This is a genomic window from Klebsiella sp. HC6 (assembly GCF_022605325.1).
Lineage (GTDB): Bacteria > Pseudomonadota > Gammaproteobacteria > Enterobacterales > Enterobacteriaceae > Klebsiella > Klebsiella terrigena.
Genome location: NZ_CP093276.1, coordinates 942,555 through 954,775, shown reverse-complemented (window position 1 = coordinate 954,775; position 12,221 = coordinate 942,555). Strand labels below are relative to the sequence as shown.

Annotated in this window: 12 protein-coding genes; 5 read left to right on the top strand and 7 right to left on the bottom strand. The window is 60.3% G+C overall.

What is annotated here, in order from left to right; all coding sequences use genetic code 11:
* Positions 1-50 precede the first annotated feature (50 nt).
* From MMW58_RS04715 to MMW58_RS04700, 4 genes are all read right to left on the bottom strand, one after another.
* Positions 51-1,082 (bottom strand): ABC transporter substrate-binding protein, encoded by a 1,032-nt coding sequence (locus tag MMW58_RS04715; RefSeq protein WP_241722809.1) that lies wholly within the window; start codon positions 1,080-1,082, stop codon positions 51-53.
* 11 nt (positions 1,083-1,093) lie between these two features.
* Positions 1,094-2,395, bottom strand: a complete 1,302-nt coding sequence (uhpC, locus tag MMW58_RS04710; RefSeq protein WP_241722808.1) for an MFS transporter family glucose-6-phosphate receptor UhpC — start codon at positions 2,393-2,395, stop codon at positions 1,094-1,096.
* A gap of 85 nt (positions 2,396-2,480) precedes the next feature.
* Positions 2,481-4,022, bottom strand: a complete 1,542-nt coding sequence (locus MMW58_RS04705) for an MASE1 domain-containing sensor histidine kinase (RefSeq protein ID WP_241722807.1) — start codon at positions 4,020-4,022, stop codon at positions 2,481-2,483.
* Entirely contained in the window at positions 4,019-4,651 is a 633-nt protein-coding gene (locus MMW58_RS04700) for a response regulator transcription factor (RefSeq protein ID WP_132512864.1), read from the bottom strand. The genes MMW58_RS04705 and MMW58_RS04700 overlap by 4 nt, the downstream gene beginning before the upstream one ends.
* A 203-nt stretch (positions 4,652-4,854) precedes the next feature.
* On the opposite strand from MMW58_RS04700, the gene MMW58_RS04695 reads away from it, so the two are divergent.
* Entirely contained in the window at positions 4,855-5,433 is a 579-nt protein-coding gene (locus tag MMW58_RS04695) for a cytochrome b (protein ID WP_241722806.1), read from the top strand.
* Between the two features lie 36 nt (positions 5,434-5,469).
* On the opposite strand, the gene MMW58_RS04690 is transcribed toward MMW58_RS04695, so the two are convergent.
* Positions 5,470-6,048 carry a YceI family protein gene (locus MMW58_RS04690; RefSeq protein WP_159236269.1) on the bottom strand — a complete coding sequence of 193 codons (579 nt, stop codon included), beginning with the start codon at positions 6,046-6,048 and terminating at the stop codon, positions 5,470-5,472.
* A 164-nt stretch (positions 6,049-6,212) separates the two neighbouring features.
* On the opposite strand from MMW58_RS04690, the gene MMW58_RS04685 reads away from it, so the two are divergent.
* Positions 6,213-6,632 (top strand): GNAT family N-acetyltransferase, encoded by a 420-nt coding sequence (locus tag MMW58_RS04685; RefSeq protein ID WP_133600528.1) that lies wholly within the window; start codon positions 6,213-6,215, stop codon positions 6,630-6,632.
* Between the two features lie 37 nt (positions 6,633-6,669).
* On the opposite strand, the gene MMW58_RS04680 is transcribed toward MMW58_RS04685, so the two are convergent.
* The gene (locus MMW58_RS04680) at positions 6,670-7,404 is read right to left on the bottom strand and encodes an SDR family oxidoreductase (RefSeq protein WP_133600529.1); all 735 of its coding nucleotides are present in this window, start codon (positions 7,402-7,404) and stop codon (positions 6,670-6,672) included.
* A gap of 96 nt (positions 7,405-7,500) precedes the next feature.
* Between MMW58_RS04680 and MMW58_RS04675 the strand changes: the two genes are divergently transcribed.
* Positions 7,501-8,331, top strand: a complete 831-nt coding sequence (locus tag MMW58_RS04675) for a LysR family transcriptional regulator (RefSeq protein ID WP_241722805.1) — start codon at positions 7,501-7,503, stop codon at positions 8,329-8,331.
* Between the two features lie 120 nt (positions 8,332-8,451).
* Here the strand turns inward: MMW58_RS04675 and MMW58_RS04670 are convergent, their stop codons facing one another.
* On the bottom strand, positions 8,452-9,702 hold the full coding sequence (locus MMW58_RS04670; protein ID WP_241722804.1) for an MFS transporter: 1,251 nt from the start codon (positions 9,700-9,702) through the stop codon (positions 8,452-8,454).
* A gap of 464 nt (positions 9,703-10,166) precedes the next feature.
* On the opposite strand from MMW58_RS04670, the gene leuC reads away from it, so the two are divergent.
* On the top strand, positions 10,167-11,588 hold the full coding sequence (leuC, locus tag MMW58_RS04665; protein WP_241722803.1) for a 3-isopropylmalate dehydratase large subunit: 1,422 nt from the start codon (positions 10,167-10,169) through the stop codon (positions 11,586-11,588).
* Between the two features lie 3 nt (positions 11,589-11,591).
* Entirely contained in the window at positions 11,592-12,200 is a 609-nt protein-coding gene (leuD, locus tag MMW58_RS04660; protein ID WP_241722802.1) for a 3-isopropylmalate dehydratase small subunit, read from the top strand.
* Positions 12,201-12,221: the final 21 nt, after the last annotated feature.

The following is a 12,221-nucleotide window of genomic DNA, read 5'->3' as shown; positions in this document are numbered from 1 at the left end:
GGTGCTGTTGGCCCGGCGGGAACGCCGGGCGATAACCACTTGTCGCGGGCTTATTTACCCATCTTCACGTCGGCAACCCATTTGTTAATGAGCGCTTTGCGGACTTCCGTTGAGCCGTACTTATCCATGTCATAGCTGATAAGCTTGAGGTCATCGAGCTTCAGCGAGTTTGGCGAGGTCTCCGCCGTGGTATTAGTGAGGATTTGATAGGATTTGCCCTTCTTCCACGCCAGCTCCTGGGCATCCTTCGACAGCACCCAGTCAACGAACAGCTTCGCGTTATCCGCGTTGCGCGCGCCTTTCAGAATGCTGACGCCGCCAATCTCATAGCCGGTGCCCTCGCACGGGGAGATCAGCTCCAGCGGCGCGCCCTGCTCTTTTTCCAGCGAGTAGTCGTGGAGGAAGCCGATGCCGATCGCCGTTTCGCCGCGGGCGGCGTTACGCGCTGGGGCGATGCCGGATTTGGTGTACTGGGAAACGTTGGCGTTGAGCTGCTTCAGATAATCAAACGCCTGATCTTCCCCCCACAGCTGGACGAAGGTCGCCAGCGCGGTGTAGGCGGTGCCCGAGCTCTGCGGATCGGCAATCTGGATCTCGCCCTTGTATTCCGCTTTGGTCAGATCCTTCCAGCATTTCGGCACCGGCAGATTTTTCTCTTTCAGCCGCTGCGTGTTGACGCCGAAGCCGAGGATCCCGACGTAAACCGCCGAGGAGAGGTTACCTTTCACCTTCGCCGGATCGCGGAATTTCTCCATGATCTGATCGAGGTTCGGAGATTTATACGGCTGCAGCAGCCCCATTTCACCGGCCTGCGACTGCGGATCGAGGGTGCCGCCGTACCAGACGTCGGCCTGCGGGTTTTTCTTCTCCGCGTCCACCTTCGCCAGGGTACTGCCGGAGCCGTTGCGGATAAACGAGGTTTTAACGTCGTACTTGTCGCCGAACGCTTTGGTTTCGGCTTCGCACATTTCGTTGGTGGCGCTGCAGTAGACCACCAGACGGCCTTTTGCCTGCGCCGCACCGGTGAGGGCAGCGAGCGCGAGCCCGGAAGCAATGAGGGTAGAGAGAAGCGTTGTTTTCATTATTCAGCCCTTCAGGATGTTGTGTGATTGCGTGAAACGGTGACGCCCGACATCAGCAGGGGCATCAGTAATAAACCCATCAGTACGGCGGCCAGCGAGAGCAAGCTGAACATCCCCGACCAGCCGTAGCGTTCAATGACCTGCGACAGCGGCCAGCCGGCGAGCGCGGCCCCCAGATAGGCAAACACGCCGAGAAAGCCGCTGATCGACCCCGCCGCCTGCTTGTGCCCGCACTCGACGGCGGCAAGGCCAATGAGCATCTGCGGACCAAAGACAAAAAAACCGACGCTGAAAAAGCACATCGCCAGCAGCGCGTAGTGATGCACCGGCGCCAGCCACAGCGCGGCGACCGAGACCATGAGCCCCAGCGTGAACAGCAGGAGCATCGGCGCGCGCTGGCCGCTGAACAGCAGGTCCGATCCCCAGCCGGCGAACAGCGCCCCGAGCAGGCCGCCGGCCTCAAACAGCATGACCGTGGCGTTGGCGCTCAGCAGGTTGACGCCGTGGCTCTCCGCCAGCCAGATGTTGCCCCAGTCGTTAAGCGCGATGCGGATCAGATACACCAGCACGTACGAGGCGCCCAGCAGCCAGATCATCGGGTTCTGCAGCATGGTGGTGCGCAGCATCTGCCACAGCCCCATCGGCGGGCTCTGCAGCTCCTGGCGCAGCTCCAGCGGATCGTTGCGCCACTCGCCCACCGTCGGCAGCCCCTCCTCCTGCGGCGTGCCCCGCAGCTGGGTGGTCAGCCAGATGCCGAGCACGATGCTGACGATCCCCGGTGCCAGCATCGCCGCCCGCCAGCCCCAAAAGTGGGCGGCGAAGGCGCAAATCAGCGGCACTATCGCCCCGCCGATATTGATGGAGGTGTTCCAGCATCCCCACCAAAAGCCGCGTTCGTTGCGCGAGTACCAGTGGGTGAGCAGCCGGGCGCAGGGCGGCCATCCCCATCCCTGGAAAAAGCCGTTTAGCGTCCAGATAAACAGCAGCACCGGCAGGGAGTGGCTAAACACGAACAGTACGTTCAGCACGCCGGTCGCCAGCAGGCCAATCCCCATAAACGCCCGCTGTCCGTGGCCGTCATGCCACAATCCGGCGGCAAATTTCGACAGGCCGTAGCTCAGATAGAACAGCGAGCCGATCAGCCCGATGTCGCTTTTGCTCAGCCCCATATCCAGCTGCAAAACCGGCAGCACGTAGTTGATGCTTTTGCGCGTCAGGTAGAACGCGGCGTAGCCAATGACCATGCACAGCAGCAGCCTCAGGCGCTGGGTCCGGTAGCGTTGAGCGATCAGTGCAGCAGACAGTGCGGGCATGGCGTTCTCCGTTTAGGCTGACGATATAAAAGCGCGGGGCAAAATGAATGAGAGAAAGTCCGGTGCGGCTAAGACTTTTTCCTGGTTAGCGAAGTGTTTGTGACGAAAATGTGGGCAGGTTAACAATTACGCGCGTGCCGCCGCGTGATTCCAGGGTCAGCTCCCCGCCGAGGGCGTGGACACGCTCGCGGATGCCCTGCATGCCAAAGCCCGGCGTGTTCTGCGGGCCGAGGCCGCTGCCGTTGTCCCGCACCTCGAGGTACAGGCCGTCTCCCTGCTGGCAAAGCAGGATCGCCACCTCGCTGGCGCCGGCGTGCTTGCTGACGTTATTGAGCAGCTCCTGCAGCAGGCGGTAGAGGGTAAAGACCAGGATTTCGTTGGCCGGCGGGGCCGCCAGCCGGTAGTCAAAGCGGCAGTTAATCCCGCGCTCGGCAAAGGCGAACTCTTTCACCAGATGGTGCAGCGCCTCCCTGAGCGACAGCTCGTCCAGCGCCGGGGGGCGCAGCTGGCGCAGCATCTGGCGGGTGGAGTGGTGAATGCGCTGAGCCAGGGCGTTGATTTGCCCGGCAGCCTCAATCGCCAGGGCGGTGCCGCCGGCCCGCTTGACCAGCTGCGACTGGATCTGAATGGCGGTGATGTTCTGCCCGATTTCATCATGCAGCTCGCGGGCGAGATGCTTGCGGGTATCCTCCTCCGTGTGGATCAGCTTTTCCGTCAGCTCGCGCCGGGTCTGCAGCTCCTGCTCGAGCCGGCGGCGATAGCGATCGAGATTGAGCGCCAGGTGCTGCTGGCGGCTGATGGCGATACCCAGGCCGATCCCGAGCAGCGACTGGGTGGCGAGGAAAATCTCAAGCTCCAGCAGGTCCGTAAAGCCGCCGCCCACCTGGCGCGCGATGGCGATCATCATGCTGCCGAGCAGGCCGGACAGCACCCCGCCCTGCCAGCCAAACTTCCACGCCATCACCACGTTAGGCAAAAACACCACGATCAGCAGCAGCCGCTCCAGCGCCGGGGAGAGCACCATCTGGGTGCCGATGCCGATGATAAAAAACAGGCTGCACCAGATAATCAGCGAGGCGCGCAGCGGCGGGTTGCTGGTATCCAGCCCCAGCAGCTGGTAGCGATGCTGCTGGCGCAAAAACTCGAACATCAGATAGACAAACGGCGCCAGCAGCACGCCGCCGGTAAACGAGGCCAGCCCGAGCAGCGTCGCAGGGCTCTGCAAAAAGGCGATCAGGGCCAGGGTCTGGAGCAGCGCGTTGGCGCTGACCGCGGCGATCAGCAGCGACAGCCGCTGCCAGTAGAGCGGGAAACGATACCAGAAACGCTGCGCCATATACGCCGACAGCATGCCCACCAGCGGAACGATCGCGATCGCGTAGCCGGTCAGCAGCTGTTCGCTGCGCAGCCAGGCGATCGCCGCCAGCGGCGGCAGGACCACCGCCAGCCAAAAGCGGCGCGGCAGCAGGATCAGCAGCGCCAGATAGACGCCCTGCGGCAGAAACAGCACCGCCTGCTGGCCGTTGTGGGTCAAATAAAAGCTGAGCGTCCACAGCATCAGCCAGCCGCTTCCCCAGGCCAGGGTGATAAACAGCATCAGGACCAGATGACGGGAGGCGCGTTTCATCCATGGCCCGTCAGCAGCTGATTATCGAGGGCGAAATGCACCAGCTCAATGGTGCTGCCGCACTGCAGCTTGCCCAGTACGTTAGCCCGGTGCACGTGGACGGTTTTATGGCTCAGCGCCAGGCTGAAGGCGATCGCCTTCACGCTCTCCCCTTTCACCAGCAGCTCGAATATCTCCCGCTCGCGCGGGGTCAGGACGTCGAGCGCTTTCGGCGAGGATTCGCCGCCGCGCAGCGCTTTGAGGGCATCAACGCACAGATAGTGGCCGCCCATCCCCACCGAACGTACCGCCTGCACCAGCTCCTCCGGGCCGCAGCGCTTGGTCAGATAGCCACTCGCGCCGGCGTCGATGGCGCTCTGCACAAAAGCCGGCGTGTCGTAGATGCTGAGAATGATGGCGCGAAACCCCGGCTGCCGCTGGCGCAGACGTTTGAGCAGGCTCAGGCCGTTCTCGTCGGGCATGGCGACGTCGAGCACCGCAACGTCAATGTCGCTGCGCATCAGCGCGGGCCAGGCCTCGGCGGCGCTGCTGTACTGCCCCGCCACGATAAGATCGTCTTCCAGATTTAATAGCTGGGCAAAACCGGAGCGAACGACCACATGGTCATCCACCAGGGCGACTCTGATCATGATGCAATACTCTTGGCGGAAGGTCGTTTTATGATGCCTGTTACCGCGGCGCAGGCAATGCCGCAGCCGCCGTTATGTAACGAATGTAACAAAATTGCAATAAACCGGCCGCTGCGGGCGATCGGCCGATAAAAAATTTTCCGAATAGATGCTCCCCCTGACGCGTTTACCCATCACCAACACCGCTGATGGAGTCCCTTGTTATGACACAACTATCCCCCACCGCCCGGCGCCAGCGCTATGACGGCTTGACGCTGACGCTGCACTGGCTCACTGCCGCCTGCGTCATCTTTCTCTTTTCCAGCGCCCACATCTGGGCGTGGCTGGAACGCGGTACGCCGTTGCGAAAAGAGCTGCAGGCCCTGCATATCTCGTGCGGCATCGTGCTGGCGCTGACGATCGTCGTGCGCCTGCTGTGGCGCATTATCAGCCAGCGCTCCCCGCGCTACGCCCTGCCTCCCGCCCCCCTTTCGCGCCCGACGAAGCTTGCCGCACACGCCGTCCACGGGACGCTGTACCTGTTGCTGTTTTCCCAGGCCGCGCTGGGCTTTCTGTTTCGCTGGGCGCAGCAGGAGCCGTTCCGCTTTTTTGGCGGGCCCGATCTCTCCGGCTGGGTAAGCATCGATCCCGCGCTCAGGCATAGCCTCGGGGAGTGGCACAACAACGTGGCGTGGGCGCTGATTATTCTCGCCTGCGCCCACGCCCTGGCGGCGCTTGCCCACCACTACCTGCTTCGCGATGGCGTGCTGTCCCGGATGCTGCCCGGTCGCGCCGGCCGTTAATCCCTGCCCTCCCGCGCGAATAGCGCGCGGGGGAGTTTAGGCCCGATGCCGGACTTTAGCCTCGATGGCGATATCAATGGTGACGGTATCCCCCACCAGCGCCGCCAGGCTGTCCATATTAAAAGCCGCACGTGAGATGGCGGTCGTGGCATGCAGCGACAGCACCTCCCGGCCGACGGGGCCGTTCGTCGGATCTTCGAGAGCCGCCTCGAGAATGACCGGACGCAGGATATTTTTGACGCCGAGATAGCCGAAAACCCGAAAGCGTCCGCCCCCCAGCGCCACCACGCGGCTGCTGGTAAAGCGGATCGCCGGATAGCGATCGGCATCGAAAAAGAGACGGCCCTTCATTTGCCAGGTCAGCAGGCTATTGGACGCCGCGAGGGTGGCGACCGGGATGTTGACGCTCAGGCGATCGTCCATGTCATTAGCCGTATCCAGCGTCAGCTCCCCCGTTACGCCGGCAAGGTGCGCCTGCGAGGTGCCGCCGAAAGCCTGCCATGAGAGCCCAATTGCGGTGTCGGGCGTGCTGATGCCGTAGCTAACCGGCATCGCGTACAGCGGCGCCGGGCCGATCAAGAGCCCGAAGGCGATAGCGGAAACAGTGCGCGTCATAGTGGGTTATCCTCAGTGTCGATAACCGGTAAACGCGCCTGGCCCCGTTTTTATTCATCGCTATTTTTGCCGGCGGATCGGGCGTTTGCCGGCGATGCGCGCAGCGGTTGAGCGAACGCGTGGTTGATGGTAAACAGGGGAACGCCCACTATCGAGATCGGTACATGTCAGCAGCCTACGCTATTGTGGAAACCGTTCCTCCGGCAGAGGATTTTTGTCGCCTGCGCGTTATCTCCGGCTTAACGCCCCGCCCTCTTGAGGCGGCTAAACGCGCGCTGCCCCGCAGCTGCCACGGCGTATACGTGGAGCGTTCCGGGCTGATTGTCGGCATGGGGCGCATCGTTGGCGACGGCGCGCTTAACTTCGAGATCGTCGATATTGCCGTCGATCCGGCGCATCAGGGAAAGGGGTTGGGACGAAAAATCATGGAGCACCTGATGGCCTGGCTTGAGCTGCATGCGCCGGCGGGCGCCTACGTAAGCCTGGTCGCCGACGTCCCCGAGCTGTATAAAAAATTTGGCTTTAAGCTGGTGCGCCCGGAGAGCGAAGGCATGGCGCTGGTGTGGGGATCGCAAGAGCGGTGAAGGGAGGAGTCATCCCCCCTTCTTTTAGCAGGAACCGCTACGCGCCCTGGCGGGTTGCCGCGAGGACAATTTCGCGAATGCAGACGTACTGCGGCTGGGAGTAGGCGTACGCGATAGCGTGGGCGACGTCTTCCGGACTGAGGACTTTGCCGCCCATATCCTGCTTCCACGCCTGGTAACCGGCCTTGATGTCGTCGCTGGAGGTGTGGCTCAGCAGCTCGGTCTCGACCGCGCCGGGCGCAATCACCACCACCCGCACGTTGTGCGGCGACAGCTCTTCACGCAGGTTTTCCGACAGGCCGTGGACGGCAAACTTGGTGCCGACGTACACCACGTGGTTGGGGAAGGTCTTACGCCCGGCGATGGAGCTGATGTTAATGATGGTGCCGGCCTTGCGCTCAATCATCCCTTTGGTGACCGCGTGAACGCCGTTCAGCAGGCCCTTGACGTTCACGTCCAGCATCTGCTCCCATTCATCGGGATCCTGCTGATCAATGTTACCCAGCAGCATCACGCCGGCGTTGTTCACCATCGCATCTACCGGCCCAAACTGCTGCTCCGCTTCGGCAATCGCCGCGGCGACCGCCCGGCGGTCGGTGACGTCCACCGCGCGGCACAGGGCATTCGGCAGATTCAGCGCCGTCATACGCTCGACGCGACGGGCCAGCAGTAACAGCGCATGCCCGCGCTCTGAGAGCAGTTTAGCGGTCGCCAGGCCAATGCCGGAGCTTGCGCCGGTAATCACAACTAAAGGTTTTGCTGCAGCGTTCATGGAGTCACCTCATAAATAAAATTGATGGCGCCACTTTAAATCCGCATAGATATGGTGAAAAATGGTTTATTTTTCTCACAGCCATAAAAAATAACTATGGATAAACGACAGCTCGGCGCCTTCATCTGCGTGTTTGAAGAGCGAAATATTACCCGCGCGGCCGAACAGCTAAGTCTGACACAGCCGGCGCTATCCGCCACCATCAAGGCCCTGGAAGAGGAGCTGGGAACGCGGCTTTTCGTGCGCAAGCCGCGAGGGGTGGAGGTGACCGAGGACGCGAGGGCGCTCTACCCTCACGCCTGCCGGATGATCCAGGATATGGCCGCGCTAAGCACCCGCTTTCGCAAGCGCCAGCACAAGCTGCCGCTGAGTATTGGCGTTGAGCAGGATATCGCGTCTCCCTGCCTCGAGTCGCTGCTGCAGAAGATCCGCCTTGAGATGCCGGACACGCTGGTCACGCTCGATCCGGGCTGCACGGGCGATATTCGCCTCGGCTGCGAAAGCCTGCGCTGTGAGGATGAGCTTTTTATGCCGCTGTTCGAAGAGCGCTACGTGCTGGCCTACCCCGCCGCTCACCCGCTGGGCCAGCTGGCGGAGCTGACGTCGGAACAGCTCTGCAGCCAGCCGTGGGTGATGTATCCGGCTCACGACTCCCATCAGCGATTCCTGCCGTTTTACGGCGCCTCGGCCGGCGCCCCCAGCGCCAACGCCGGAAGCTTTAGCCTGGCGCTGGATCTGGTAGAGGCGGGGTTCGGGCTGGCGATCGCCCCCCGGTCGCTGGTTGAATCGCGCTGCGAGCTGAGCTCGCGCCAGCTGCCCGGCTATCCGCTGCTGCGCCGGGTCGGCATCTGCTACGCCATGCAGGCGGCAGAGATAACCGCCGTGGAGCAGCTGCTGAATATGTTAAACCGACAGGCTGCCGTTTGATTGAATATCTGGAAGAGAAGCCTGAAATGACCGGGAGTCGCGCGCTCTACGACGCACGGGCCGCAATAAAACATCCGGCCCGCCGCCGAACTTAACGCGGAGGCGGGTCAGATGGTGTGCTTAACGATCGGCGTCGATCCCGATATTAAACATCTCCCGCGCCTCCACTGCTCTTTGCTTATTCGGCAGCCGATGCAGAATCCGGCTCAGCAGCAGCCCAATCGCCAGCAGGGAAATCACGGCGAGCGCCAGCCCGTTCCATCCCGCTTTGGCAAAGACGAAGCCGTTGAGGTAGCCCAGCACCGCGCCGCCCGCGTAATAGCAGAAGAGATAAAATGCCGTTGCCTGTCCTTTAGCGTGGGAGGCGTGCCCGCTCACCCAGGAGAGAATGGTTGAGTGCGAGGTAAAGAAGGCCACCGAGAGGACAACCACCCCGAAAATAAAGACCGCCGCGGTAGTGGCAAAAATGCTGATGGCCGCGCCGGTAATCATCACCAGCAGCAGCATGCTGAGCATATTCATGGCGCCGAACCGCACGGCCAGCCTGGCGGTCGTCGGCGCGGAGAAGAAGGTTAGCGCGAAGCTTACGGGGATCAGCCCGATATGGGTAAATGACAGATTGAACGGTTCGCGGTGCAGATAGAAGGCGACGAAGTTAAAAATAGAGGTAAAGGAGCCGAAGAGAATAAAACCGATAACGTAGGCCAGGGAGATATTTCGGTTTTTAAAATGTTCAATGCCGCCTTTTAACATCTGCGTCAGGTTTAGCGCGGTGCTCGGGGTAAAGTTTTTCGACGCCGGAAGGAAATAGAGGACGTAAAGCGCCATAAAGATCAGCAGGCCGCCAAACAGCATGAAAATAACGTTCAGCGAAACCTGTTCCATCATCAGCGTGGCGAAAACCCTGCCGGACATGCTGCCCAGCGAGTTACCAAAAATAAAATAGCCGGTGACGACGCCCGCCAGAGCGGGAGAGACCTCTTCGCAAATATAAACGGTGACCGCCGCCGTGATGCCGCTGACGGCAAGGCCAAGCAGAGCGCGATAGAGCACCAGCTCCGGCCAGGCGCTGACGGTAGTGCACATCAGCGTCAAAACGCCGCCTAACAGCAGTGAAACGACGATAGTTTGCTTGCGTCCAAAGCGATCGGAAAGGCTGCCGGTAAACAGCATCGCCAGGGCCAGACAGCCGACCTCAGCAGAAAGGATCAGGCCAACCTGATTAAGCGGAATATGGTAAACCTCCGCCAGCTTGGGCAGCAGCGCCTGGATAGAGTACAGAGAGGCAAGCTCCGCCAGCCCGGCCAGCGGCAGCGTGAGCAGTATGGGTAAATAATGTCTAAGTCCGATGTTATTCGGTGCTGGCTTCATTTTTATTCCTCACATTATTTCTTTAGATAATTTCTGCGCTGCGCGCGTTCTGCCAAAAAGCGTTAGCGCACCATCAGGTAGTCCATTCAAATAACCATGGAATTTATACATTAATTATTATCTCGCGATACTCACCAGGCGTAATAGATTGAATTATGAATCGTGCATCTTATTTATTTCCAATGATCTTGTGCGCAGCGGACTGAAAATTAACTCTTGCATTATTATTTTTTGTCACTTTTCAAGCTATCGCGATCACACTTTTGCAAATAGCCCATAAGCCAACCACGCAGAGATAAAAAGGTTATTAATATCATTAAATTACATAAAACACGTTTCGTGTCCTTTAGCCTCATGGTTGTACTTCATGCTTTTACTTAAGCTTTTTCTCTGTGGTTGCTAATATTCTGCTGACGTGAGCAACGCCTTTTATTATTGCTGTATATAAGCAAGGTGATCCAACCATGAAACCTAAAACGCTGTACGATAAAATAATCGACGCACATATTATTCGACAATTAGACCAACAGGGTAATGTGCTGCTTTATATCGATCGCTCTATTTTGAACGAGTATACCAGCCCGCAGGCGTTCAGCGGGTTACGCGAAGCGAAGCGCCAGGTCTGGCAGCCCAAAAGTATTTTACTTAACGTCGATCACGTTAACCCGACGCGCCCCGAACGCACCACCGAGATGACCGATCCGGGCGGTGAGCTCCAGGTTCGCTATTTTGAATCGAACAGCCGGGATTTTGGCCTCGAGCTTTTTGGCGTGATGGATGAGCGCCAGGGTATCGAACACGTTGTCGCCCATGAACAGGGAATGGTGCTGCCGGGCATGGTGATCGCCGCCGGTGACAGCCACACCACGACCTACGGCGCTTTTGGCGCATTCGGCTTCGGCATTGGCACCTCTGAAATTGAGCATATGCTGGCGACGCAAACGCTGGCCTATAAAAAGCTGAAAACGCTGCGCGTCCGGGTGGACGGCGAGCTGCCGTTTGCCGCGACGGCAAAAGATATCGTCATGCTGCTTATCGCCCAAATCGGCGCCGATGGCGCGACGGGCTACGCAATCGAGTTTTGCGGCGAAGCGATTGATGCGCTGAGCGTCGAAGGGCGCATGACCGTCTGCAATATGGCGGTTGAAGCGGGGGCGCGCGGCGCGTTTATGGCGCCGGACGAGAAGGTATTTGCCTACATCAGGCCCGCGCCGCGCGTGCCGCAGGGCAAAATGTGGCAGCAGGCGCTGGCCCACTGGCGCACGCTGCGCAGCGACGAAGGCGCGGTCTTTGATAAAGAAGTGGCGCTTGATTGCGCAAACCTGACGCCGCGCGTCACCTGGGGGACCAGCCCCGACCAGGGCGGCTGCATTACCGATCGCGTTCCCAATCCTGCCGATGAGCAGGACCCGTCCAGGCGGCGTGACATGCAACAGGCGCTGGCCTACATGGGGCTTGAGCCCGGCACGCCGATAAGCGGAATTCCTATCTCCCACGCCTTTATCGGCTCCTGCACCAACGGACGTATAGAAGATCTACGCGCCGTCGCGCAGGTGCTGCGCGATAGAAAAATTGCGCCGGGGGTCAGGGGAATCATTGTCCCGGGCTCAACCCAGGTACGCGCCCGCGCCGAGCGTGAAGGGCTGGCAAAAATCTTTATTGCCGCCGGCTTTGAGTGGCGCCAGTCCGGATGCTCAATGTGCCTTGCGATGAACGAGGACGTGCTGATGCCGGGCGATCGCTGCGCGTCGAGCACCAACCGCAACTTTGCCGGTCGCCAGGGCGCGGGGGCAAGAACCCATCTGATGAGTCCGGCAATGGTGGCCGCCGCCGCGGTAGCCGGTCACCTGGTCGACGTGCGCCAGTTTTTGCAGCAGGAACAATAGACTATGGAACCTTTCAACAGCGTTACCGGCATCGCCGCACCGATGATGGCGGCCAACATTGATACCGACGTCATCATGCCCAAGCAGTTCCTTAAGGGCATCGATCGCAGCGGGCTGGATAAGGGCGCCTTTTACGACCAGCGATGGTTAGCCAGCGGCGAGCCCAACCCCGATTTTATTCTCAACCGCCCCGAGTGGCGCGGCGCGACGTTTCTGATCGTTGGCCCTAACTTTGGCTGCGGCTCCAGCCGCGAACACGCGGTTTGGGGGCTACGCCAGCTCGGTATTCGGGCGCTTATCGGCACCAGCTTCGCCGGTATTTTTAACGACAACTGCCAGCGCAACGGCGTGCTGACCCTGACGCTTTCAGCAGCGGATATCGACCTGCTGGCCCGGGCGGCAGGCGATCCGGCAGGTAATCACATCACCGTTGATTTGCAGCAGCAGCGCATTCAGGCCGGGGAAACGGGCTTCTCCTTTGCCGTGGATGAACTGAAAAAACAGATGCTGCTGCAAGGCCACGATGCGATTAGCTACACGTTGCAGTATCAGCAGGAGATACGTGACTTTGAGGAGCGCTACTTCACCACCCACCCGTGGCTTGTGGCGTAGAACGAAAGAACGACTCTGAGG

Bases quoted from the DNA above. Each gene is read 5' to 3' on its own strand.
- MMW58_RS04715 (WP_241722809.1), bottom strand. From the start codon at position 1,082: ATGAAAACAACGCTTCTCTCTACCCTCATTGCTTCCGGGCTCGCGCTC.
- MMW58_RS04675 (WP_241722805.1), top strand. From the start codon at position 7,501: ATGGATAAACGACAGCTCGGCGCCTTCATCTGCGTGTTTGAAGAGCGA.
- leuD (WP_241722802.1), top strand. From the start codon at position 11,592: ATGGAACCTTTCAACAGCGTTACCGGCATCGCCGCACCGATGATGGCG.
- uhpC (WP_241722808.1), bottom strand. From the start codon at position 2,395: ATGCCCGCACTGTCTGCTGCACTGATCGCTCAACGCTACCGGACCCAG.
- MMW58_RS04705 (WP_241722807.1), bottom strand. From the start codon at position 4,022: ATGAAACGCGCCTCCCGTCATCTGGTCCTGATGCTGTTTATCACCCTG.
- MMW58_RS04670 (WP_241722804.1), bottom strand. From the start codon at position 9,702: ATGAAGCCAGCACCGAATAACATCGGACTTAGACATTATTTACCCATA.
- MMW58_RS04700 (WP_132512864.1), bottom strand. From the start codon at position 4,651: ATGATCAGAGTCGCCCTGGTGGATGACCATGTGGTCGTTCGCTCCGGT.
- MMW58_RS04685 (WP_133600528.1), top strand. From the start codon at position 6,213: ATGTCAGCAGCCTACGCTATTGTGGAAACCGTTCCTCCGGCAGAGGAT.
- leuC (WP_241722803.1), top strand. From the start codon at position 10,167: ATGAAACCTAAAACGCTGTACGATAAAATAATCGACGCACATATTATT.
- MMW58_RS04690 (WP_159236269.1), bottom strand. From the start codon at position 6,048: ATGACGCGCACTGTTTCCGCTATCGCCTTCGGGCTCTTGATCGGCCCG.
- MMW58_RS04695 (WP_241722806.1), top strand. From the start codon at position 4,855: ATGACACAACTATCCCCCACCGCCCGGCGCCAGCGCTATGACGGCTTG.
- MMW58_RS04680 (WP_133600529.1), bottom strand. From the start codon at position 7,404: ATGAACGCTGCAGCAAAACCTTTAGTTGTGATTACCGGCGCAAGCTCC.